Below are 23443 nucleotides of genomic sequence, written 5' to 3'. Positions count from 1 at the left end.
GAGGACGCAGGCGCAGGGCGGAAGGACGAAGGACAAAAGGAAGAGGAATAGGTGTGCCGGTTCTTTCGGTGATCGTTCCGTTCTACAACGTCGAGAAGTACATCGGACCCTGCCTGGATTCCATCGCCGCGCAGACGCTGGGTGATCTGGAGGTGATCTGCGTCGACGACGGCAGCGTCGACGGCGGCCCGGCGGTCGTCGAGTCCAGGCAGGCGGCCGACCGCCGGATAGGTCTCATCAGGCAGGACAACATGGGCGTGGGCCGCGCCCGCAACGTGGGCGTACGCCGGGCGACCGGCCGCTACCTGGCCTTCGTGGACGGTGACGACACCGTGCCGCGCGACGCGTTCAAACGCCTGGTGACCTCGCTCGAGTCCACCGGCTCCGACCTGGCCTGCGGCAACGTCATGCGGCTCTACCGCAACCTGCTCATGCCGTCGTGGGCCCACCGGGAGGCGTTCGCCAAGCCGGTGAAGAGCACCCACATCACCCGCCACCCGCTGCTGATCCGCGACCGCATGTTGTGGAACAAGGTCTACCGCCGCTCCTTCTGGGAGCGCCTGGGCCTGAGCTTCCCCGAGCGCATGTACGAGGACCAGCCCGTCGCGATGGCGGCCCACGTGGGAGCGAGGTCGGTGGACGTGCTGGCCTCGGTCGTCTACCACTGGCGGCAGCGCGACGAGCCGGGCAGCTCGATCACCCAGCGCTGCCTGGAGCCCGACAACCTGCGCGACCGCCTCCTGTCGGTGCTGGAGACCGCCTCCCTGCTGGGCCGCGGGGCGCCGGCGCTCAAGGCGGACTTCGACCGCGACACGCTGGACATCGACATGGCCGTCGCCGTGGAGGCCATGGCCGCCATGGGCACGACGGCGGACCCGGCCCTGCTCGACATGATCGTCCGCTACCTCGACGGCGTGTCGCGCGAGGCCTGGCACAGCATCCCGTTCGCGCAGCGCCTCCAGGTCCACCTGCTGCACCGGCGCCGCCTGGGCGAGCTGGCGTACGTGTTCACCCAGGACCGCTGCGGGCAGCTGCAGCCGCGCGTCGGCGCGGCCGGGCTGCTGCGCAGGCGCTGGTACGCCAGGCACCCGTCGATGCCGCCGCACCTGTCGGAGGTCTCCGGCGAGCTGGCCCTGGTCCCCCGGCTGGTCGACCTCGACTGGCGCGACAGCGTGCTCTGCGGCGCGGGCCGGGTGGCGGTGGGCCGGTTCGACGTGGGGGAGCTGCGCCGCATGCGGGTGCGGGTCTGGCTGGAGGAGCGCAGGACCGGCGCGACCATCCCGCTGTCCGACGAGGTGAGCGCGCCCACCTGGGAGAACGTGGTGCAGGAGGACGGCGGCGCGCTGCCGGAGCACGCGTTCCCGTTCCGCTTCGCGTTCGACCCGGCCGTGCTGACATCCGCGCAGCTCGCCAGGCGCGGCCGCTGGGACCTGCGCGTGCAGCTCAGAGGGCATGGGCTGCGGCTGGACGGCCGGGTGGCCGGGCCGCGCTGGCTGCCGCCCCTGATTCCCGCGCCGAGGCGCAGGTCGGGCGTGTGGGTGGTGCCGATCCGCAGCACCAAGGGCGCCTGGGGGCTGCGCCTGCGCAAGGCGCGGGCGGTCATCGGGGAGTGCCGGGTGGACGGCGGCGACCTGGTGTTCTCGGGGGAGATCACCGACATCGGCGACGGCGAGCCGGTGCTGCGGCTGCGGCGCAGGAGCGACGGCGAGGAGATGTACTTTCCGGTGACGCTGGCGGGGCGCGACTTCCACGCGCGGGTGCCGCTGGCCGACATCGACGAGAGCGTCGGCCACGAGTCGTGGTGGGAGGTCGTCATCGACCAGGGCACACCCATCCGCCCGCTGGTGCGGACCGGGCAGCGGCCGATCGCGACCGTCGCGGCCAGGCGCTTCCTCGTCGACCGGGGCGAGGACGGCTGCCTGCTGCTGGCGGAGCGCTAGCGCAGGATCGCCGCCAGGGTCTCCACGGCCCGGTCCTGCTGGGCGTCGGTCAGGTCGGGGAACAGCGGCAGCGACAGCTCCTCGGCGTAGTACGCCTCCGCCCGCGGGCAGAGCCCGCGCCGGTAGCCGAGGTCCTCGAACACCGGGTGCCAGTACGCCGGCACGTAGTTGACCTGCACGCCGATGCCGGCGGCGCGCATGCGGTCGTAGACCTCGCGCCGTCGGCCGTCGCGGACCCTGACCGGGTAGAGGTGCCAGCTCGGCCGCACGTACGCGCGCTGCGCGGGCAGCGTCAGCCCCGGCACGTCGCGCAGCAGAGCGTCGTAACGCGCGACGAGCTCGCGGCGCCGCTCGCGGAAGCCCTCCAGCCGCCGGAGCTGGCTGACGCCCAGCGCGCACAGCACGTCGGGCAGCCGGTAGTTCAGCCCGAACTCGTGCACCTCCTGGTGCCACCCGCCCACGTCCGGCTCCCGCTGGTCGGCGGGCTCCCTGACCAGGCCGTGGTTCCTGAAGCGGGCGGCCCGCCGGAACCGCTCGGGGTCGGCCGCCGCCACCGCCCCGCCCTCCGCCGTGGTCACGGTCTTGGTCGGGAAGAACGAGAAGGCCGTCAGATCGGCCAGCGCCCCCACGGGCCGGTCCTTGTACGCGGCCCCGATCGAGTGCGCCGAGTCGGCCATCAGCACCGCCCCGGCCGGGTCGGCGACCGCGCGCAGCTCGTCGTAGTCGGCGGGATGGCCCGCGTAGTCCACCGCCGTGACGACCCTCGTCCTCGGGGTGAGCACGGCGGCGACGGCGTCGGGGTCGAGGTTGCCCGTGTCGGGCTGAACGTCGGCGAAGACCACCCGCGCGCCCAGTAGCGCGGCCGCGGCGGCCGTGGCCACGAACGTCAGGGGCGAGGTGACCACCTCGTCGCCCGCCCGCACCTCGGCCGCCACGTAGGCGACGTGCAGCGCGGCCGTCCCCGACGTGACCGAGACGCACGGCACGCCGCCGGTCCAGCGGGCCAGCTCCGCCTCGAACCTGCCGACCGCGGGCCCGGTGGTCAGCCAGTCGCCGCGCAGCACCTCGGCGACCGCCTCGATGTCGGACTCGACGATCGACTGCCGTCCGTAGGGGAGCATCAGCGGGCCACCATGGCGCGCAGGTCGTCCACCGAGAGCCATTCGTCGTTGGTGTCGGAGCGGTAGGAGAAGCCCTCGGGCAGCGGCTCGCCGGTCTGCGGCGGCGTGTAGCCCCAGGTCGCGATCGTGGGCTGGACGATGTAGCGATCGGCCAGGCGCAGCGTCCTGCGGCCGTCGTCCGGCCCGATCATCTCCTCGTGCAGCTTCTCGCCCGGCCTGATGCCGATCTCGTAGAGCGGGCTGTTCGGCGCCAGCGCCTCGGCCAGGTCGGTGATGCGCATGCTCGGCAGGCGCGGCACGTAGAGCTCGCCGCCCCGCATCAGATCGAACGAGTCCACCACGAACCGGACCGCCCGGTCGAGCGTGATCCAGAACCTGGTCATGCGCTTGTCGGTGATCGGCAGGCTGGCGCCCTGCTCGGCCAGGCGCAGGAAGAGCGGCACCACCGAACCCCGGCTGCCGACGACGTTGCCGTAGCGGACGACGGAGAAGCGGGTCTCGTGGGCGGCGGCGTAGTGGTTGGCGGAGACGAAGAGCTTGTCGGCGACCAGCTTGGTGGCCCCGTACAGGTTGATCGGGCTGGAGGCCTTGTCGGTGGAGAGCGCGACCACCTTGCGCACGCCGCTGTCGATCGCGGCCTCCACCACGTTCTGTGACCCTGCGACGTTGGTGCGGACGTACTCGAACGGGTTGTACTCGGCCGTGTCCACCTGCTTGAGCGCGGCCGCGTGGACCACGTAGTCCACCCCGTGCATGGCGCGGGCCAGCCGGTCGCGGTCCCTGACGTCGCCGATGAACCAGCGCAGGCGCTCGTCGTCGCCGAAGAGCTGCCTGGTCTCGTACTGCTTGAGCTCGTCGCGGGAGAAGACCACCAGGCGCCGCACCCCCAGCGAGTCGAGTGCGTTGCGGATGAACGCCTTGCCGAAGGACCCCGTTCCTCCGGTGATCAGAATCGACGATCCACTGAGAATGCTCACGTGGCCCCCTGGGTTCGCGCTTACGCGCAGTAGTCGTTCGAGCAGGGCGGTAGCATAGCGCGATCGATAAGCGACACACGGTCACACGGGGGATTGGGGCATCGGTGCGCATTGTCGGGATTGTTCAGGCGCGGATGGGCTCGACACGCCTGCCGGGCAAGGTGCTCCGGGAGCTGGGCGGCCGGTCGGTGCTGGAATGGGTGGTTCGCGCCGCCCGCGAGGCGGGCACGCTCGACGAGCTCGTGGTGGCCACCACGACGGAGCAGGCCGACGACGCGGTCGTGGCCGAGTGCCGCCGCCTCGGCGTGTCGTGGCACCGTGGGCCGGTGGACGACGTGCTGACGAGGTTCATGGAGGCGCTGGCGGGGCGGCGGTGGGACGCGATGATGCGGTTCACGGCGGACTGCCCGCTGCTGGACCCGGCCGTGATCAGGGAGGCGGCGCTGGTGTTCCGCGCCGTACGCGGGCTCGACTACCTGAGCACCGCTCTGACGCGGACGCTGCCGCGCGGGCTCGACGTGGAGATCGTGGGCAGGAGCGCGCTGGAGCGGGCTGACGCCGAGGCCGCCGACTTCCACCGCACCCACGTGACCTCCTACGTCTACTCGCATCCGGACGACGCGCGGCTGCTCGGGCTCGCCTACCAGCCGATCGCCGGCGACCTGCGGGTGACGCTCGACACCGAGGACGACTGGCGGCTCATCACCCGGGTGGTGGACGGCCTCGGCGACCGGTGCGTGCCGTTCGGGACGCTGGTGAGCTGGCTGCGGGAGCGCCCCGAGGTCTGCAGGCTCAACGCCCACGTCCAGCAGAAGGAGCTCCAGGACGCGTGATCCGGGTCGGCTTCCGGTGCGACGCCGGGGTGCGCAGCGGGGTCGGCCACCTGGTGCGGTGCGTGGCGCTGGCCGAGGAGCTGCGCGCGCGGGGCGTCGAGGTGACCTTCCTCGGCGAGGTGCGCGGGTCCGCCTGGGCGCGGGCCCAGCTGCGCGAGCGCGGGCTGCCGCTGGTGCCCGCCCCCGAGGAGCCGTCCCGGCTGGCGGCGCTGGCCCGGGAGCTCCGGCTGGACGCCGCGGTCCTCGACTCGTACGAGCTGCCGGAGGGGACGGGGGCGGCGCTGCGGGGAGCGGGCCTGACCGTGCTGGCGATCGTGGACGGCGACCCGCTGGGCCAGGAGGCCGATCTCTACCTGGACCAGAACCTCGGCGCGGAGCGCCGCCCCTTCCCCGTGCCCGCCCGGCGCCTGGCCGGGGCGCGTTACGTGCTCCTGCGTGACAGCGTGCGCGGGCTCGGGCGGGCACGGCCGGCGGGGCCGGTGCCGCGCGTGCTGTGCTTCTTCGGCGGCACCGACAGCGCCGGCGTGGCCCCCGCCTGGGCCGGGGCGCTCCTGGCGGCCGGGGTGCCGTTCGAGGCGACGGTCGTCAGCCCTGCGCCCTTCGAGGCGGGCGGGCCGATCGCCGTGATCCCGCCGACGGACCGGCTGCCCGAGCTCATGGCCGGGGCCGACCTCGTCGTCACCGCCGCCGGCTCGGCCGTCTGGGAGCTGCTCCACCTCGGCGTCCCCACCGCCCTGACCTGGGTGGCGGACAACCAGCTCATCGGCTACGAGGAGCTCGTCGGCCGGGGCGTCGCGGCCGGGCTCGGGCGCGCGGCCGACGCCGCGGCGGTCGGCGTGCTCGCCCGCCTGCTCGCCGGCCCCGCCGCCCGCGAGGAGCACGGGCGGCGGGGCCGCGGCCTCGTGGACGGCAAGGGCAGGGAACGCGTCGCCGACGCGCTCCTTAGATCAGATCCCAGGTGAACGGCGTGCCGTAGGGCACGTCCTTGGTGAACTGCCGCCCCATGACCACCGTGGCCGTGTCCGGGGGCAGGCCGCCCGCCGGCCGGATCGACCGTACGTTCGCCGGGGACACCACGTCGCCCTTGCGCACGTCCTGCACCACGTAGAGCGACCGGCGGAACCGCAGCCCCTCGCGCTCCGACGGCCGCGGTCCGATGATCACCTCTCCCAGCGACAGCCACGCCCGCCGGCTCTCCACCACCAGCGCTGCCAGCTCGTCCGGCTCCAGCGAGAAGGCCGAGTCGACCCCGCCGTCGGCGCGCGACAGGGTGACGTGCTTCTCGATCATGCACGCCCCCAGCGCCACCGCGGCCAGCGGCACCCCGATCCCGGGCGTGTGGTCGGAGAGCCCGACCTCCACGCCGGTGAGCGCGCTCAGCGCCATCAGCGACCGCAGGTTGCTCTCGTCGGGAGAGGCGGGGTAGCTGGCCGTGCAGGACAGCAGGGCCAGCTGGCTGGTGCCCGCTTCCAGCGCGGCGACCAGCGCGGCGTGGATCTCGCCGAGCGACGCCATCCCGGTGGAGATGATCACCGGCTTGCCGGTGGCGGCCACGAGCCTGATCAGCGGCAGGTCCACGATCTCCGACGAGGCGATCTTGTACGCCGGCACCTCCAGCTTCTCCAGGAACTCGACCGCCGTGGGATCGAAGGGCGTGGAGAACGCGATGAGCCCGTGCTCGCGCGCCCGCTCGAAGATCGGCTGGTGCCACTCCCACGGCGTGTGGGCGCGCTGGAAGAGCCGGTAGAGGCTCTCGCCGCCCCACAGATCGTGCCCGTCGCCCACGCGGAACGAGGGCCCGTCGCAGTCGATGGTCAGCGTGTCGGGCCGGTAGGTCTGCAGCTTCACCGCGTGCGCCCCGGCCGCGGCGGCGGCGTCCACGATGGCCAGGGCCCGCTCCAGGCTCCCGTTGTGGTTGCCGGACAGCTCGGCGACGATGAACGGCGGGTCGTTCCGCGAGATCGGCCGCCCCTCGATGGAGATCATGACTGCTCCTTCACAAGCCGGATGGCAACGACGTCGCGGGACTCGCCGTCGACGTCCCGCAGGTAGGCCCCGACCTCCAGGAAGCCGAACCGCCTGTGCAGCCGCCTGACCGCCTGGTTGCAGGCCAGCACCTCGCCGCGCAACGTCGTCAGGCCGAGCGTCCCGAAGGCGTGGTCGATCGCCGCCCGCTCCAGGCCGATCCAGGCCCGCAGCAGCTCCCCCGACCGCTCAAGCGCCTCCAGGTCCAGGTAGAAGCCCCAGGAGGCGCTCTCGGACGACAGCCCGAAGAAGGTCACCACGCCCGAGGGGGTTCCGTCGTGCTCGTAGATCAGCACGCGCTTGCGCGCATCGGCCCGGGTGGCCTCCCACCACTGGGCGTGCTCGTCCTCTCCGATCTTGTGCGTGGCGAAGCTGGCCGCTCGTACGCGCGGATGATTGCGCCATCGCCGCATGGACGGCAGATCTTTGTCCTCGACGCCTCTCAGCACCTCTCCCCCTACTGTTGGTGTCCAATCAATTGCTCAACGTAGCCGATTATGCGTCCGGTAAAGAGCTGATCAGGGACACGGAATCCGCGGAGTGGTCAAGGCATGCTGCCCTCGAACCCACATCCCGAGAGCCAAGGAGCAAATCGGATGATCCCCCTGCTCAGCGTGGTCGTCCCGATCTACAACGTCGAGCCGTACATCACGGAATGCCTGAAGTCGCTGGCCACCCAGACCCTGGACGACATCGAGGTCATCCTGGTCAACGACGGCTCCGGCGACGGCAGCCGGCGCGTCGCCGCCGACTTCGTCGCGCGGGACGGCCGCTTCGTCCTCATCGACCAGCGGGACAACCTGGGACCGGGTCCCGCGCGCAACGTGGGGATCCGGCAGGCCCGCGGCACCTATCTCGCCTTCGCCGACAGCGACGACGTCGTGCCGCCGGAGGCGTACGAGCGGCTCGTCGGCACGCTCGCGGAGACCGGCTCCGACCTGGCGTGCGGCGCGGTGGCGCGGCTCGTGGACGGCGTGCTGGAGGAGTCGATCCTGCACGAGAAGGCGTTCAGGCGGCCGGAGCTGTGCACCCACATCACCGACAAGCAGGTGCTGGTCAGGGACCGTACGGTGTGGAACAAGGTCTACCGGCGCGACTTCTGGGAGCGCAACGCGCTGGCCTTCCCCGCCGGCATCTACGAGGACGTGCCCGTCGCGATGCAGGCGCACGTCCTGGCCGGCAGCGTCGACATGGTCGGCGACGTGGTCTACCACTGGCGCAAGCGGGACGCGGGGGAGACCTCGATCACGCAGCGCCGGGCCGAGCTGCCCAACCTGTGGGACCGGCTGGCCGCCATCCGCGCGGTCCGCTCCTTCCTCGACGAGCGGGCGCCCGAGCTGCTCGACGGCTTCGACGCGCTGGTGCTGGAGAAGGACATCGTGTTCCTGTTCCAGGCGCTGGAGGGGAGCGATGAGCCGGGGGCGCTGCTGGAGCTGGCCGACGCGTGGCTGGCCACGCTGAGCCCGAAGGCACTGGCCACCGCGCCGTCGCTGCGCCGCCTGGAGCTGCACCTGCTCAGGCGCGGCCTGGTGGCCGAGCTGCGCAAGGTACGCGAGTTCCGGCGCACCTGCGAGGACGGCACCCGCATCGTGCCGCGGGGGCTGCGCGTCACCAACTGGTACGGCGACTATCCCTTCTTCCGCAGGCGCCGCCGGCTCCGGATCCCCGACGAGGTGTTCGACGCCCGCGACGAGCTCAAAGTGGTCGCCAGGGTCGAGGAGTGCGCGTGGACCGGGTCCGAATACCGCCTGCGCGGGCAGGTGGCGATCCACCGGGTCGACCGCAAGGTCGGCAAGGTCAGCCTGTGGCTCAGCGACGGCCGTCGCCGGGTGCCGCTGGAGGTGCGGCGCGCCGGCCGCCACGGCGTCTCCGCCGCCTTCGACCCCAAGCGGCTCGAAGGCGGCGGGCCGACCTGGCGCCTCATGGTGCGCGCCGAGACCCGCGGCCTCGTGCTCAAGAGCTGGTTCAGGGACGGGGACGCGAACTCCGCGTGGCGGTTTTCCGTGCCGGGTTGGTCAAGAAGCGGCATGGACATCACCCAGTAGTTCCAGACAGTAATCGATCAGGCGCGTCGCGTGGTCATGCTGGAGTCCATGAGGACCTATTCGCTCGATGACGTCTTCGAGACACGCAAGCGGAGAGATTCCTGGTGGACCGTTTACTTCGTGGACCCGGTCGCCTGCCGGGTCGCCCTTCCCATCGCCAACCACACCCAGCTGACGCCCAACGGCCTCACCGTGCTCTCGCTGGTCCTCGGTGCGATGTCGGCCACCTGTTTCGCCCTGAACCACCACGTAGCGGGCGCCGTGGTTTTCTATCTCAGCTTCATGATCGACTGCGTGGACGGCAAAATCGCCCGGCTGAAGGGCACGGGCACGCCGTTCGGCCTCTGGCTCGACTACGTGGGGGACCGGGTCAGGGTGGTCCTGTGTGCCGGGGGGCTGGCATACGGGCAGTACGCCCTCACCTCGGATGTGCGCTACGTCGTGCTCGGGGCGGCGGTGGCCGTACTGGACCTCTTCCGGTACGTCAACGCGCCGCAGATGAAGCGCGTCCGCGATGCCGTCAGGGAGGAGCGGGGGGAGCGCGAGCCTGAGCCCGAGTCCGAGGAGGACATCGACTCTCTCGAGCGGGTGGCTCTCGTCCCGAGGCCACGCCGGCCGCGCAGCTTCCCCAAGCGGTTCAACAGGTTCCTGGCCCGGCACCGGGTCCGCTCGCACCTGATCAGCGGCATCGAGTTTCACGCCGCGGTGTTCGTGGTCGCGCCCCTTGCGGGGGCATGGGCGCTGATCCCGCTCGCCGCGGTGGCCGGGGCGCTGCTGCTGGTCAACGAGGTCTTCCTTGTCTACCGGTTGTGGCGCTTCACGCGCAGGCACGGCGTGCCCTCCTCTCAGGAGAGCCGAGAGCACGTTCTCGTCTAGTTTTCGGGGGTTACTACGAAATGTCCGACCGGCCAGTCTTCGTCATTGGATGTCCGCGGTCCGGCACCACGATGCTCCAGCTCATGCTCCACTCGCACCCCCGCATGGCGGTGCCGCCGGAGACGCGTTTCCTCATTCCCGCCTACTACCGCCGCCGGACGTGGGGCGACCTGCGGATCGTCTCCCGCCGCCGCGCGCTGGCGCAGTGGATCGCGACCGACCGCAGCACGAAGTTCCGCGAGCTCAAGATCGACAAGGACGACTTCGTCAGGCAGGCCGTGGAGGGGCCCGGCTCGCTGGGATCGGTGATCGGGACGGCCTTCCGCATGTACGCCGACCGGTTCGACAAGGTCCGCTGGGGCGACAAGCGGCCCAGCTACGTCAAGCAGGTCGACCTGCTGCTCAGGCTCTTCCCCGACGCCCAGTTCATCCACCTCATCAGGGACGGCCGCGACTGCGTGGCCTCGCTGAAGGAGATGCCCTGGTACACGCTGGACTCCTTCCACGCGGTCGCCACCTGGGCCGAGGCCATCGACGCGGGCGGCCGGCTCAAGCGCACGCTGGGCGAGGACACGTACTACGAGCTGCGGTACGAGGACCTCACCGACGACCCGATGACCGAGCTGAAGAAGCTCTGCCACTTCCTCGACGAGGAGTTCTCGGCCTCGATGATCTCCCCGCGCGAGGCGGCCAGCGTGGCGGTGCCCCAGCACAAGGTCTGGCACAGCAACACGCACGGCGAGGTCATCCGCAGCCGCGTCGGGAGCTGGGCGAACCGGCTGGACGACTGGGAGATCGCGCTGTGCGAGCACATGCTCGGCGACCGCCTGGAGTCCATGGGGTACGAGCTGACCGGCGCGCCCAAGCCGGCCAAGGAGCACGTGACGGCCTGCCAGAAGACCATGCAGAAGCGCAAGGCCAGCCGGATGCGCAAGCAGATGCGCGACCGGTTCAACCGGCTGCGCGAGCCGAGCCCCGTGGGCGCGATGCTCACCGCGCGCCAGCGGTCCCTGGCGGGCGTGCCTCAGCACCGTACGGAGCTGGCCGAGCCCGTCTAAAAGGCGCCATCTGGTGCCGTCTAGCGCCGGATGTGGGCGAACAGCCGCTCCCAGCCGTCGAGCACGTGGTCGAGGCGGAACGCCTCGGCCCGTGCGCGGGCGTCGGCCCCCAGCCGCCGCCGCTCCTCCCAGGAGGCGACCAGCCCGCCCAGCGCGGTCGCGAACGCGTCCACGTCCCCCGGCGGCACCAGCAGGGACCCGGCGGAGCGCACGCCGCCCGACACGTCGAACGCCACCGACGGCACCCCGTGCGCGGCCGACTCCAGCAGCACGACGGGCAGCCCTTCGTGCCCGCTGGTCAGGCCCAGGACGGAGGAGTTCAGGTATTCGGCGGGCATCCGGTCGCTCGGCACCAGCCCCTTGAAGACCACGCGGTCGCCGACGCCCTCCCCGTGCGCGTGCTCGCGCAGCCGGTCCAGCTCGGTGCCGTCGCCGATCAGGTGCAGCTCCCACGGGGGCGGCGCGCCCGAGCGGGCGAACGCGCTGATCAGCCGGTCGAACCGCTTGACCCCTTCCAACCGGCCCACGCCGAGGACGCGGGAAGCGTCGAGCGCGGAGAGCTCCTCCGGCCAGTGGGCCAGGGGGTTCGGCAGGGCCCAGGCGTTGGGCAGCAGCGCGTGCTCGGAGAAGAGCCGGGCGTCGTCCTCGCTGAGGAAGACCGCCTGGTCGAGGCCGGGGTAGTGCCGTTTGATGGAGCCGAGGTGCCAGCAGCCGCGGGCGTGGTCGTACGAGCCGTGATACTGCCCGATCGGCCGGAACGCCGGGGGCAGCAGCCTCGACACCCGGGCCACCGCGGCCGGCGAGGTCATCACGGCGTAGCCGGGCCGGATCTTCCCGAGCAACTCCTTCAGCCGCCGGCCGGCTCTCTTGCGGGCCAGGAGGCCCTGCGACTCCGTCGGCCGCCGGCTGATCACGTGGTGGTGGTAGAGCGGGCGGTCCACGTACCGGAACGGCGCCGCCGCCCGGTGCAGCCCGATCACGTGCACCTCGTGGCCGCGCCCGGCCAGCCCCTGGGCGAGGGTGTGCGTCACCCGCTGGACGCCGCCGAGCGTGTCGGCGTCCACGCAGGCGAAGACGACGCTCATCGCGCACCTTCGAAGAAGTCGTCCACGATCCTGGCGGCCGCGTCGCCCCGCTCGTCGGCGCACCACAGGTCGCGGAAGGCCGCGTACCGGCCGGCGTAGGCGTTGTGCAGGTCGGGCAGCCGCCTGAGGGCGTCCACCAGCTCGGCGGTGGTCGACACGCACGGGCCCGGCGCGATGGCGGGCAGGTCGTGGTACACCCCGCGCTCGGCCAGCCGGTAGTCGTCCCAGTCGTCGATGTAGAACAGCATCGGCTTGCCGGTGAGCGCGTAGTCGCACATCACCGAGGAGTAGTCCGTCAGCAACGCGTCCGAGGCCAGCATCAGGTCGTTGATCTCGGGGTACGACCCGGCGGACCGGACGAAGTGCTTGAGGTGCTCGGGCGGGCTGTAGCGCTCGACCGGGTGCGTACGCAGGATCAGCACCCACTCGCGGGCCAGCTCGTCGGCCAGCAGCTCCAGATCCACCCGTACGGACTGGCCGCTGCCTTTGACGCTATCCCTGTACGTAGGCGCATAAAGCAGGATTTTTCGGCCGGGTGGGATCTCCAGCCGCTCCAGCACGTCATCGGCCCGCTCGGCCCGTACCAGCGCGTCGCACCGCGGCGTCCCGTACCGGTAGACCTTCCCCGCATAGCCGTTGGACGGCAGGAACACCCGCGAGAACTCGGCGCTCGGCGAGACCAGCGCGTCCCACCGCGCGACCGCGGCCCGCCACTGCGCCCGCGGCCCGTCGAAGTCGGTACGCAGGTCGGGCGCGTCGAACCCGATCGACTTGATCCCCTGCCCGTGCCAGGTCTGCAGGTAGCGGGTGCCGTGCGGCTTCGGGTAGTCCAGCGGGAACCCGTGGCTGTCCACCCAGATCCCGGCCCTGGCCATCGTCCAGACGTAGGCCCAGCTTCCGCGCCGGACGAGCCGCGCGTCGGCTGGGAAGTTCCGGCGCCCCTTGGCCACCGACCAGACCACGTCGATCGGCAGGTCGCGGCGGCGCAACTCCTCGTAGATGGCCCGGGGGCTGCCGCTGTAGCCCTTGCCGACGTCGGACTCGAACAGGGCGAGGTTCTGCCGGGGCGGCACCACCTTGATGAGCAGCTTGTAGGCCCGCAGCTTGTTCGCCGGTGTGTTGAGCCGGCTCATCAGCGCCTGCTTGACCCGCCGCAGCACCGAGCGGGTGACGGAGTCGGGGCGCACGCACAGGTACGCGGCGCATCCCTCGGCCTTCACCGTGCACCCCGGCAGCTCGACGGGCCGCAGCCGCGGGTCGGCGAGGATGCGGTCGGCCGTGGTGTGCCCGTCGGAGGTCCTGGTGAAGACGATGCGCGGCTCGCACCTGCCCGTGGGCCTGCAGACGACGTCGGTGACGTAGCCTCCACCGCCGGACGGCTGCGGCTTTATCGGGATTTTTAGGGATCCGAGCTCCAGGGTCGCCGTCCAGTCCAGCGGCAGCGCCCCGAACGGGTCGTACGTGCGCACGGTCATCCGCACCCGCTCGCCGTCCGAGATCATCTCCGTCAGCTCGTGGCGCAGCCTGGACTCGGAGAAGGGCAGCTCGGCCAGCCGCAACTTCGTGATGTCCATGCCGGGCGAGACCGTCGTCCCCCAGTAGGTGCGCCCGTTCAGCCGCACCGCCGACCGCGGGGCGGCCCTCGGCCCGGTGAGCGAGGCCGCGGCCACCCGCAGGTCCTCGGTTCGGTCGTCGAGGATGAGCTGGCAGCAGACCCGGTCCAGCGGCTCCAGCTCCTCCAGCACCCAGCGGGGCATCTCCTCCATGTACGGCCGGACCACCGCGGCGAACTCCTTGACCCACACCGGCTCCCGCGCCGGCAGCGGGTTGAGGTAGACCCGCAGATCCTGGCGCACGAACCGGCGCTGCCGCTGGGGCACCAGGTCCCCGGCCCCGTGGGCGCGCAGGACGTCGTCGCTCAGCCGGGCCGCGATGACCCGCTGCCGCACGTTCTCCAGGTCGTCGACGCTCAGCGAGATCGAGTCGTTCGTCGCCGCCCGGTGCCAGAGGTAGACCGTCCACGGCACGATCGCGAACCTGCGCGAGACCGCGTAGAGCCCGGCCGAGAAGACGTGGTCCTCGTAATGGATGTCCTCGGGGAAGCGCAGCGCGTGGTTTCGCAGCCAGCCCACGTTGTAGAGCTTGTTCGTGCTGAAGCAGTCGAGGAACAGGTCGGGCTCCTGGCGGATCCCCTCCACCACCCTCCGCCTGGCGAACAGTTCGGGATAGTAGGGTCTCAGCCGCCCGTTCGACTCGAACAGCCGCGAGATCTGCCCCGACACGAAGTCGGCCCCGGACCGCTCGATCTCGGTGAGCAGGCTCTTGCAGGCGTGCCTGGGCAGCTCGTCGTCGCTGTCGAGGAACATCACGTACGGCGCGGCCGCGGCGTCGAGCCCGTCGTTCCTGGGCGCGCCGCAGCCCCCGCTGTTGACCTGCCTGCGCAGGTAGAGCACCCGCGGATCGTTGTCCATGAGCCGGGCGGCCACCTCCGGCGTGCCGTCCGTGCTCGCGTCGTCCACGATGATCACTTCGAGGTCGCGCAGGGACTGCCCGAGCACGGATCGCACGGCCCTGGGCAGGCGGGCCGCGTCGTTGTAGGAGATCACGACCACGGTGCAGTCCGGCATCCCACGTCCCCCCGCTGGTTCGACCACCTGCGGAAATGGGACTTCCCTCAGCTCGGGCGAAGTGTCCGGACTTGATGGAGTATTTGCTGAAAATCAGCCCTTTAGGCGATCAGCGCCGCAGCCGGCGGATCACCCACACGATGACCAGCAGCGCCGCGAGCGCGCCCGCGACGGGCGCCAGGCGCTTCAGCAGCGGCTGCCCGGCGATCTCCAGCAGGTCCAGCGCCTCCTCGTCGGCCGTGCGCGACGTGCGGGTCGTGCCCGCGGGCCGCGACTCCGGCTCGGGCGGCGTCGGCACCGCGGTCAGGTGCCGCTCCTCCTCCGGTCCCGGCGCGGCGGCGACCAGCTCCACCGTGGGCTCGGACAGCAGCTCGGCCAGGTTGGCCGCGAACTTCTCGATGAGCTTGCCGCCGACCTCGGCCATCACGCCGCGCCCGAACTGGGCGGGCCGGCCGGTCACGTTGAACGACGTCTCCACGGTCACCCGCGTGGCCTCGTCGACCGGCGCCAACCGCGCCTTGACCGTGGCCGAGGCCGTGCCGGAGCCCCGGGCCTCCTTGCCGGACGCCCGGATGGTGAGCGTGTAGGAGTCCTTGTCGACGTCCTCGAACCTGGCCGAGCCCTTGTAGGTCACCACGATCGGGCCGACCTTGACCTTCATCCTGCCGGTGAACTCGTCACCCTCGAAGATGTCCAGCGTCGCCCCCGGCAGGCACGGCGCGACCCGCTCGACGTCGAGCAGCACCGCCCACGCCTGCTCGATCGGAACTGGAACAGTGAATTCGTGCTCGAACCGCATCGCCATCGATCCGCTCCTTTTCCCGCTGGTTGCGACACTACGTCGGGGTGGGGGCGCCCCGGAAGAGGCGCCCCCTCGGACCTCGGTGGTCAGGGCGATCCGGCCGCCGTGCGTACCGCGCGGTGGGTCAGGACCCTGGCCAGATGCCGCCGATAGTCGGGCTGTGCGTGCAGGTCGGACGGCGGCGAGGTGCCGGCCGCCGCCTCCGCGCACGCCTGGCGCACCTGGTCGCCCAGCTCCACGCCCTCCAGGGCGGACTCGGCGGCGTGGGCGCGCAGCGGCGTCGAACCCATGTTCGTCAGCCCGATCCTGGCCTCGGCGATCGACCCGTTGGAGCGCCTGACGGCGGCGGCCACGCCGACGATCGCCCACGCCTGGGCCGTCCGGTGGAACTTCTCGTAGTGGAAGCCCCAGCCCGCGCCCAGTTTCGGGACCTTCACCCCGACCAGGATCTCGCCGGGATTCAGCGCCGACTCCCAGTAGTCGACGAAGAACTCGGCGGCCGGGATCTCCCGCTCACCCTCCTGCGACCAGGCCACGAACGAGCCGTCCAGCGCCAGCACCACGGCGGGCAGGTCGCCCGCCGGGTCCGCGTGGGCCAGCGAGCCGCCGAACGTGCCGCGGTGCCTGATCGCCGGATCCGCCACCTGGGCGGTGGCCAGCGCGACCAGCGGGCAGTCGGCCCGGACGACGCCGGAGTGCAGGATCTCGTCGTGCGTGGTCATCGCGCCGATGAAGACGTGGTCGCCGCGGTCGTGCACACCCTTCAGCTCGGGCAGCCGGCCGACGTCGACCAGTTTCGACGGGTACGCCATCCGCAGCCGCATCAGCGGCAGCAGCGACTGCCCGCCCGCCAGGACCTTGGCGTCCTCGTCGGACGCGAGCTCCTGGCAGGCCTCCGCCAGCGAACCCGGCCGCACGTAGTCGAACTGCGCGGGGATCATCGCCGCACTCCTTCCATGGCACGCCATACGCGTTCGGGCGTGCACGGCATCTGCACGTCGTGGATGCCGCTCGGGCGCAGCGCGTCCACGATGGCGTTCACGACGGCCGGGGTCGAGGCGATCGTGCCCGCCTCGCCCACGCCCTTGACGCCCAGCGGGTTGCTGGTCGCCGGGGACTCGGTCCGGTCGAGCTGGAACGCCGGCAGGTCCGCCGCCGACGGCAGCAGGTAGTCGGCCATCGTCGTGGTCAGCAGGTTGCCCTCGGCGTCGTAGACGGCCTCCTCGAACAGCGCCTGCGCGATGCCCTGCGCGATGCCGCCGTGCACCTGGCCCTCGACGATCAGCGGGTTGACGACCTTGCCGACGTCGTCGACCGCCACGTACGAGCGGATCTTCACCATGCCCGTCTCGGTGTCCACCTCCACCGCGCACAGGTGGGTGCCGTGCGGGAAGGAGTAGTTCTCCGGGTCGAACGTGGCGTCGGAGTCGAGCCGCGCCTCCACGCCCTCCGGCAGGTCGTGCGCCGTGAACGCGGCGTAGGCCAGCTCCTGGATCGTCTTCTGCGCGTCCGTGCCCCGCACCTTGAACGCCCCGCCCGCGTACTCCAGGTCCTCGGGCGAGCACTCGAGCACGTGCGCGGCGAGTTTGCGGGCCTTGTCCTTGACCTTCTCGCACGCCTTCAGCACGGCGATGCCGCCGACGACGAGCGAGCGCGAGCCGTAGGTGTCCATGCCCTTGTGCGCGATGGCCGTGTCGCCGTGCAGCACCGTGACGTCGTCGAACGGCACGCCGAGCGCGTCCGCCGCGATCTGGCTCCACGACGTAACGTGGCCCTGCCCGTGCGGAGAGGTGCCGGTGATGACCTCGACCTTGCCCGTGGGCAGCATCCGCACCGAGCCGTGCTCCCAGCCGCCGGCGCCGTAGTTCGCCTCGCCGAGCATCCTGGACGGGGCCAGGCCGCACATCTCCGTGTACGTGCTGACGCCGATGCCGAGCTGCACCGGGTCGCCCCGGTCACGCCGGTCGGCCTGCTCCGCGCGCAGCTTGTCGTAGCCGAACAGGGCCAGCGCCTTGTCCGTGGCCGCCTCGTAGTTGCCCGAGTCGTACGTCAGGCCGGAAATGGTGGTGTACGGGAACTCGTCGTGTTTGATCCAGTTGCGCCTGCGCACCTCCACCGGATCGATCTTCAGCTCGGCGGCCAGCTCGTCCATCATCCGCTCGATGCCGAAGGTCGCCTCGGGCCGCCCCGCGCCCCGGTAGGCGTCCGTGGGCATCTTGGTGGTGAACACGCCCGTGCAGCCGAACTCGTACGCGTCCATCTTGTAGATCGCGTTGAACATCGACGCGCCGAGCAGCGGGATGCCCGGCGTGACCAGCATCAGGTACGCGCCCATGTCGGCCAGCAGGTCGACCTGCAGCCCGCGGATGCGCCCGTTGGCCTCGGCGGCCAGCCGGATGTGCTGGATCTGGTCGCGGCCGTGGTGCACGGTCAGGTTGCCCTCGGAGCGGGACTCGGTCCACTTGACCGGCCTGCCGAGCTTGCGGGCCAGCAGCAGGCAGAGCACCTCCTCCGCGGTGACCTGCAGCTTCGAGCCGAACCCGCCGCCCACGTCGGGGGCGATCACGCGGATCTTGTGCTCGGGGATGCCGGTCACCACGGCCAGCATGACCCGCAGGACATGGGGGATCTGCGTGGACGACCAGACCGTGAACGCGTCGCCGTCGGTGTCGGCCATGACCGCCCGCGGCTCCATCGCGCTCGGGATGAGCCGCTGCTGGATGTACGTCCGGTCGATGACGACGGGGGCGTCCCTGAACGCGGCCTCGAGGTCACCGGAGTTGATCTTGACGCTGAACGCCTTGTTGCCGGCCTCGTGCACCTTCGGGCTGCCATCCGTCAGCGCCTCGTTCATGTCGAGGACCGCGGGCAACGGCTCGTACTCGACGTCGATGGCCTCGAGCGCGTCGGCGGCGCGGTAGCGGTCGGTCGCGATCACGCAGGCCACGGCCTCGCCGACGTACCTGACCTCGGACACCGCCATCGGCGGGTGGTCGGGGATGACGACGTCCTCGCTCACCGGCCACGCGCACGGCAGGCTGCCCTGCTCGGCGGCGAAGTCCTGGCCGCTGAAGGCCGCCACGACCCCGGGCAGCTCGCGCGCCCCCGACACGTCCACCCTGGTGATCCGGGCGTGCGCCATCGGGCTGCGCAGGAACATCACCTGCAGCATGCCCGGCCGGACGAGGTTGTCCGTCCACTGCGTGCGCCCCGTCAGGAGCCTGGCGTCCTCTTTGCGCTTCCTCGGCCTGCCGATTTCCTGGCCGATTTCCTGGCCGGCCTCCTGCTGGACGGTCATGGCGTGGTCACCGCCCGCCCCATTTCCTGCGCGCCCCGGCGGACGGCCTTGACGATGTTGCAGTAGCCGGTGCAGCGGCAGAGATTGCCTTCCAGGCCCTCCCTGATCGTCTCCTCCGACGGCTCGGGATCCTCCCTGAGCAGGTCTATCGCGGCCATGACCATGCCGGGCGTGCAGTAACCGCACTGCAGTGCGTGTTCTTCGTGGAAGGCCCGCTGCATCGGGTGCATCGACCCGTTGACGCCCAGGCCCTCGATCGTCAGGACCTCGCAGCCGTCGGCCTGCACGGCGAGCACGGAACAGCTCTTCACACTCTTGCCGTCGAGCATGACCGTGCAGGCGCCGCAGTTGCTGGTGTCACACCCGATGGGGGTGCCGGTCTTGCCGAGCCGCTCTCGTAGCAGATGTACGAGCAGGAGCCGCGGCTCCACGTCCTCCTCGTACTTGATCCCGTCGACGGTGACGGTGATTCGGGGCATACGTCCTCCCTCAGGAGCAGGGGATTGGCGGACACACCCGAAACTACGCCGGTGTTTTTCCCGGTCAAGGGTTACTTACCGCGAACCACCCTGGCGATGATCGCCACCAGCCCCGCGAACGCCAATCCCAGCACCAATACCCCGATCAGGACCAGCGGATCCGTGATCGCGCGTGTCACTACGAGAATGCCCAGAACCACGAAGAGCACACCGCTGAGCAGCGCCATCCAATCCGTTCTGTGCAGGCGTCGTGGCCGTTCGACGTCACGCGGCACGCCGCACCTCCATGTCCCCGAGCCCGCCCCGCAGGTTGAGGACGATGGTCGAGACCTTGCCGTCAGGCTTGACCTCGGGCTCGAGCACCTTGTCGTACCGCACGTCCACGCCGCCCCTGACCGAATGGTCGACCTTGACGTCGCCGACCTTGTTGGTGGCGTGCACCTCGATCCTGGCCGTCGGCGGCACGATCACCATCAGCTCGCCCATCGTCACCGCGGCGTTGAACGTCACCTCGGCGCCCGGCTCCAGCTTCAGCTCCGACAGGTCCAGCCGCCCGTCGCCGACCCCGACGTCGTACAGCATGGTCGACTGGGTCACGCTGGTCGGCGCCCAGTCCGACTCGCCGATGTTCCGCGGGATGCCTCCGAGCACGAAGCCCAGGGCCACGATGACCGTCACGAGGGTCCCCGCGGCCACCAGTCCGGCCCCGCGTCCCCACCAGGCGGCGATGAGCAGCCCGGCGCCGATCGTGATGAGCACGGCGCCGCCGACGATGGTCGGGCTCACTCCGGCGGCCGACCTGGCTTGGACCGCCACGACGATCCCTCCAATGATGATTGCCAGCAGGATGGTGATGGCGCCGATGAACGACCTCGGGCGCGGCTTCCGCTCCCTCTTGGGGACCGGACGGCCGTACAGGACGGGGTCGTACGGCGAGTAGCCTGCTGCCCGCTTGGCCGGGTCGAGCGGCTGGTAGGGGCCCTTCGGCGCGAACGGCTCGCCGTAGGGGGTGTAGTCGAGGCGGGTTCTGGGCTGCGACTGGTACGAGGGGACCCGGTGCTCGGCGGTGACCTTGGTGTCCTCACCGGCGGGCACGTCCTCACCGGCGGGCGGGGCGGGTGGGGCGGCCTCGTGCACCCGGGTCGGCGGCTCCGGCTCCCGTTCCGTCTCCCGAACAGCTTCCTGCACCGGCTCCGGGACGACCGCCTCCTGCACCGGCTCCGGGACAGCGGGCTCCTTGACCGGCTCCTGGGCGGCAGACTCCTTGACCGGCGGTGGCCCCGCCGCGGGCGCGGGCGTGGGCGGGGGTGTGGGCTGTCTCACCGGCGACGGCTCCGGGGAGGACCATACCGGCGACGGCTCCGCGGGGGGCGTGGGCCTGACCGGCGGGGCTTCGGGAGCGGCGGTCGCGTGCCGCTGCCTCCTGCTCAGCCGTTCGGGCATCGAGCGGGCCAGCCCCAGCAGGTCCACCCCGCTGGAGTGGGCGGCGAGCAGCGAGACGGCGAGCAGGACGGCCACCACCAGGGTGCCGACGTCGAGCCACACCGTCGCCAGGTTGAGCGCCAGCCCGAACGCCAGCACCGCCGTCATCAACGCCATCACGGCTTCGGCGTCGAAGTCGCGGCGCGTCCACTGCTCGATGATCCCCGGCTTGCCGTTCGGCTCCTTCATCAGCAGGAACGCCGCGAGATAGAGGAACAGGCCGATGCCGGAGCCCAGCAGAAGCACGGCGAAAGCCACGCGGAACACCACGGGGTCGATGCCGGTGTGCCGCCCAAGACCGGAACAGACCCCCATGAGGAAGCGCCCCTCGTTGCTGCGTCGCAGCGACCGGGGCGGGGCGGCCGGTTCTTTGGGCGGAGCTTCTGTCATGTCACCATCGTGGACCTACGTGTGGTGTGCTCGCATCCGGGACACCCCTGACCCGACCCGGGGGTTGTTCCCTGATGCCCGAAGTGCCCCCGACATGTGACTATGGCGATGTTATGGCTGACCAGAAGACTCTCGCCGAGCCGACCGGCGACGCGCCTTATCGGCGCTTGATGCGCCCCATGGAGGGCCGCCTGCTGGGCGGTGTCGCCCAGGGCCTCGCGACGCAGCTCTCGCTCGATCCCGTGGTGATCAGGCTGATGTTCGTGCTGCTCAGCGTGGTCGACGGCGTCGGCATGGTGGCGTACGCCGTGTTGTGGATGGTCACGCCGCGGCAACCGTACGAGGGGCAGCCGCCGCAGCGGGACTGGAGCCAGCTGGCCGCGTTCAGTGCGATCGGGGTGGCGCTGTTCGCGGCCAGCTGGCTCACGGGGGCGTCCAAGGGCGGGATCGGCATGCTTCCGTTCGCCGTGGGCGGGATCGGGGCGCTGATCCTCTGGCAGCAGGCCGACCCGGAGCGCCGTAAGAGCTGGGTGCAGGGCGCCACCACGAGCATCAGGAAGAACCGGGTTCGCACGCTGCTCGGCGTGGTGCTCGTGGTGATCGGCGCGGCGGGCTTCCTGTACGCGGAGGGCGAGCTGAACCAGGCCAAACCCGGCCTGCTGTTCACCGTCGTGGTGGTCGGCGGCCTGGCCGTCATCGCCGCACCCTGGCTCGCCGGCCTGTGGAAAGAGCTGCAGCTGGAGCGGCGCGAGCGCATCAGGCAGGAGGAACGCGCCGAGGTGGCCGCCATGGTGCACGACTCGGTGCTGCACACGCTCACGCTCATCCAGCGCGTCGCCCACGATCCGCGCGAGGTCACCCGGCTGGCCCGCTCCCAGGAGCGCGACCTGCGCAACTGGCTCTACCAGCCCGCCCAGGACGCCGACGCCACCGTGGCGGCCGCCGTACGCAGGATCGCGGCGGAGGAGGAGGACGCCCACGGGGTGCCCATCGAGGTCGTCTGCGTGGGAGACATCGCCCTCGACCCGGCGGGTAAGCTGGCCGCCCAGCTCAAGGCGGCCCGGCAGGCGATGGTCAACGCGGCCAAATACTCTGAGAGTCCAGCTATTTCCGTTTATGCCGAAGTAGAGGGTGAAGAGGTCACGATTTTCGTGAAGGATCGTGGCAAGGGGTTCGACCTCGACGCGGTGCCACTCGACAGGATGGGCATTCGGGAGTCCATCATCGGGAGAATGGAACGCCACGGAGGCACGGCCCGGGTACGCACCTCCGTCGGTGAGGGCACGGAAGTGATGTTGACCATGAAGGTGGAGAAGGCATGACGCGCGTGTTGATCGTCGACGATCACCGGCTGTTCCGCTCCGGCGTACGCGCCGAACTGGGTGACTCGATCGAGGTGGTGGGCGAGGCCGAGGACGTGGAGACGGCCGTCAAGGCGATCGCCGAGCACCAGCCCGACGTGGTCCTGCTGGACGTGCACATGCCGGGCGGCGGGGGCCAGGAGGTGCTGCGCCGGGTCCTGGGCGCCGGCTCCCAGGTGCGTTTCCTCGCCCTGTCGGTCTCGGACGCCGCCGAGGACGTCATCGGCGTGATCCGGGGCGGGGCGCGGGGCTACGTGACCAAGAACATCAGCGGCAAGGAGCTGACGGACGCCATCCGCCGGGTGGCGGAGGGGGACGCGGTCTTCTCGCCGCGGCTGGCCGGGTTCGTCCTGGACGCCTTCGCCTCGTCGGAGGCGCCGTCCATCGATCCCGAGCTGGACTCCCTGACGCAGCGCGAGCGCGAGGTGCTGCGCTTGATCGCGCGGGGGTACGCGTACAAGGAGATCGCCAAGGAGCTCTTCATCTCCGTCAAGACCGTGGAAACCCACGTCTCGTCGGTTCTGCGCAAGCTCCAACTCTCCAACCGCCACGAACTCTCCCGCTGGGCCACCGCCCGCCGCCTCGTCTAACCCCACCCCTCCGCACCCCACCCCACCCCACCCCTCACCGGGGCCACCCTTCACCTCCTGCACCCCCTCACGTCCTCCACACCCCTCACCACGGCCCGCCTCACCGCGCACCGCGGCCCACCTCACCCCTCACCCCGTCCCACCTCACCGTGGTCCGCCTCCTTTGGCCACCCCTCACCCCGTCCCACCTCACCGTGGTCCGCCTCCTTTGGCCACCCCTCACCGTGGCCAGCCCCACCGCGGCCAGCCCTCACCCGGCCGGTCCCTCCCGGTGCTCCCACAGTCCGTCCCCGGCACTCACCGTCCCACCAGCCCAGCGCCTCCCGCCCGTCCCGTGCACTCCGCCGTCCGCGCCATCCCCGCGACCGCCGCCGCACCCCGCATCGGCCACCGCCGTGCCAACTGCCCGCCCGTCGCGCGCCCTGCCGTGCTCCAACGCCCCCGTAATCCCGGC

At 71.2% G+C, this 23443-nt stretch carries 20 protein-coding genes; 8 read left to right on the top strand and 12 right to left on the bottom strand.

All coding sequences use genetic code 11. The features are described 5' to 3' along the window. Positions 1 to 53 precede the first annotated feature (53 nt). Positions 54 to 1940: a glycosyltransferase family 2 protein gene (locus tag ACWDRB_RS16285; RefSeq protein ID WP_449894497.1), complete on the top strand. Its 1887-nt coding sequence runs from the start codon at positions 54 to 56 to the stop codon at positions 1938 to 1940. Here ACWDRB_RS16285 and ACWDRB_RS16280 read toward each other — a convergent pair. Together ACWDRB_RS16280 and pseB are read right to left on the bottom strand one after the other, a co-directional pair. Next, positions 1937 to 3061, bottom strand: coding sequence for a DegT/DnrJ/EryC1/StrS family aminotransferase (locus ACWDRB_RS16280; protein WP_449894495.1), 1125 nt, complete (start codon positions 3059 to 3061; stop codon positions 1937 to 1939). The two genes, ACWDRB_RS16285 and ACWDRB_RS16280, sit on opposite strands and share 4 nt — an antisense overlap. Then, a complete protein-coding gene (pseB, locus tag ACWDRB_RS16275; protein ID WP_449894493.1) occupies positions 3061 to 4038 on the bottom strand; it encodes a UDP-N-acetylglucosamine 4,6-dehydratase (inverting) in 978 nt (325 codons plus the stop codon). The genes ACWDRB_RS16280 and pseB overlap by 1 nt, the downstream gene beginning before the upstream one ends. Positions 4039 to 4142: 104 nt before the next feature. Here pseB and ACWDRB_RS16270 point away from each other — a divergent pair, with 104 nt between their 5' ends. Together ACWDRB_RS16270 and ACWDRB_RS16265 are read left to right on the top strand one after the other, a co-directional pair. Beyond that, positions 4143 to 4871, top strand: a complete 729-nt coding sequence (locus ACWDRB_RS16270) for a cytidylyltransferase domain-containing protein (RefSeq protein ID WP_449894491.1) — start codon at positions 4143 to 4145, stop codon at positions 4869 to 4871. Next, positions 4868 to 5833 (top strand): PseG/SpsG family protein, encoded by a 966-nt coding sequence (locus tag ACWDRB_RS16265; protein WP_350731145.1) that lies wholly within the window; start codon positions 4868 to 4870, stop codon positions 5831 to 5833. Before ACWDRB_RS16270 ends, ACWDRB_RS16265 begins: the two co-directional genes overlap by 4 nt. Here ACWDRB_RS16265 and pseI read toward each other — a convergent pair. Then, positions 5814 to 6857 carry a pseudaminic acid synthase gene (gene pseI, locus ACWDRB_RS16260; RefSeq protein ID WP_350731147.1) on the bottom strand — a complete coding sequence of 348 codons (1044 nt, stop codon included), beginning with the start codon at positions 6855 to 6857 and terminating at the stop codon, positions 5814 to 5816. The two genes, ACWDRB_RS16265 and pseI, sit on opposite strands and share 20 nt — an antisense overlap. After that, on the bottom strand, positions 6854 to 7345 hold the full coding sequence (locus tag ACWDRB_RS16255; RefSeq protein WP_449894489.1) for a GNAT family N-acetyltransferase: 492 nt from the start codon (positions 7343 to 7345) through the stop codon (positions 6854 to 6856). The genes pseI and ACWDRB_RS16255 overlap by 4 nt, the downstream gene beginning before the upstream one ends. A 147-nt stretch (positions 7346 to 7492) precedes the next feature. Here ACWDRB_RS16255 and ACWDRB_RS16250 point away from each other — a divergent pair, with 147 nt between their 5' ends. From ACWDRB_RS16250 to ACWDRB_RS16240, 3 genes are read left to right on the top strand one after another with little or no spacing between them, the layout of a single operon-like run. Continuing rightward, positions 7493 to 8941, top strand: coding sequence for a glycosyltransferase family 2 protein (locus ACWDRB_RS16250; RefSeq protein ID WP_449894487.1), 1449 nt, complete (start codon positions 7493 to 7495; stop codon positions 8939 to 8941). Positions 8942 to 8989: 48 nt separating this feature from the next. Beyond that, complete coding sequence (locus tag ACWDRB_RS16245) at positions 8990 to 9817, top strand: CDP-alcohol phosphatidyltransferase family protein (protein WP_449894485.1); 828 nt, start codon at positions 8990 to 8992, stop codon at positions 9815 to 9817. A 20-nt stretch (positions 9818 to 9837) separates the two neighbouring features. Beyond that, positions 9838 to 10875 (top strand): sulfotransferase family protein, encoded by a 1038-nt coding sequence (locus tag ACWDRB_RS16240; RefSeq protein ID WP_350731155.1) that lies wholly within the window; start codon positions 9838 to 9840, stop codon positions 10873 to 10875. A gap of 20 nt (positions 10876 to 10895) precedes the next feature. On the opposite strand, the gene ACWDRB_RS16235 is transcribed toward ACWDRB_RS16240, so the two are convergent. From ACWDRB_RS16235 to ACWDRB_RS16200, 8 genes are all read right to left on the bottom strand, one after another. Then, positions 10896 to 11960, bottom strand: coding sequence for a glycosyltransferase (locus tag ACWDRB_RS16235; protein ID WP_449894481.1), 1065 nt, complete (start codon positions 11958 to 11960; stop codon positions 10896 to 10898). Next, positions 11957 to 14587: a CDP-glycerol glycerophosphotransferase family protein gene (locus tag ACWDRB_RS16230; RefSeq protein ID WP_449894479.1), complete on the bottom strand. Its 2631-nt coding sequence runs from the start codon at positions 14585 to 14587 to the stop codon at positions 11957 to 11959. Before ACWDRB_RS16230 ends, ACWDRB_RS16235 begins: the two co-directional genes overlap by 4 nt. A 109-nt stretch (positions 14588 to 14696) precedes the next feature. Further along, entirely contained in the window at positions 14697 to 15392 is a 696-nt protein-coding gene (locus tag ACWDRB_RS16225) for an SRPBCC family protein (protein WP_350731161.1), read from the bottom strand. Between the two features lie 83 nt (positions 15393 to 15475). After that, on the bottom strand, positions 15476 to 16330 hold the full coding sequence (locus ACWDRB_RS16220; protein WP_449894477.1) for an FAD binding domain-containing protein: 855 nt from the start codon (positions 16328 to 16330) through the stop codon (positions 15476 to 15478). Then, on the bottom strand, positions 16327 to 18687 hold the full coding sequence (locus tag ACWDRB_RS16215; protein ID WP_449894474.1) for a xanthine dehydrogenase family protein molybdopterin-binding subunit: 2361 nt from the start codon (positions 18685 to 18687) through the stop codon (positions 16327 to 16329). The genes ACWDRB_RS16220 and ACWDRB_RS16215 overlap by 4 nt, the downstream gene beginning before the upstream one ends. Then, positions 18684 to 19166, bottom strand: a complete 483-nt coding sequence (locus ACWDRB_RS16210; protein ID WP_350731167.1) for a (2Fe-2S)-binding protein — start codon at positions 19164 to 19166, stop codon at positions 18684 to 18686. The genes ACWDRB_RS16215 and ACWDRB_RS16210 overlap by 4 nt, the downstream gene beginning before the upstream one ends. A 71-nt stretch (positions 19167 to 19237) precedes the next feature. Further along, positions 19238 to 19393: a hypothetical protein gene (locus ACWDRB_RS16205; protein WP_449894471.1), complete on the bottom strand. Its 156-nt coding sequence runs from the start codon at positions 19391 to 19393 to the stop codon at positions 19238 to 19240. Positions 19394 to 19430: 37 nt separating this feature from the next. Then, positions 19431 to 21038 carry a PspC domain-containing protein gene (locus tag ACWDRB_RS16200; RefSeq protein WP_449894468.1) on the bottom strand — a complete coding sequence of 536 codons (1608 nt, stop codon included), beginning with the start codon at positions 21036 to 21038 and terminating at the stop codon, positions 19431 to 19433. A gap of 113 nt (positions 21039 to 21151) precedes the next feature. On the opposite strand from ACWDRB_RS16200, the gene ACWDRB_RS16195 reads away from it, so the two are divergent. Together ACWDRB_RS16195 and ACWDRB_RS16190 are read left to right on the top strand one after the other, a co-directional pair. Next, on the top strand, positions 21152 to 22360 hold the full coding sequence (locus tag ACWDRB_RS16195; protein WP_355190387.1) for an ATP-binding protein: 1209 nt from the start codon (positions 21152 to 21154) through the stop codon (positions 22358 to 22360). Next, complete coding sequence (locus ACWDRB_RS16190; protein WP_185070757.1) at positions 22357 to 22989, top strand: response regulator; 633 nt, start codon at positions 22357 to 22359, stop codon at positions 22987 to 22989. Before ACWDRB_RS16195 ends, ACWDRB_RS16190 begins: the two co-directional genes overlap by 4 nt. The last annotated feature ends 454 nt before the right edge of the window (positions 22990 to 23443 follow it).

It is taken from the genome of Nonomuraea sp. NPDC003707, from assembly GCF_053587055.1.
Note: the sequence above shows the minus strand (reverse complement) of the source record. Positions and strands in the feature narration are given on the sequence as shown.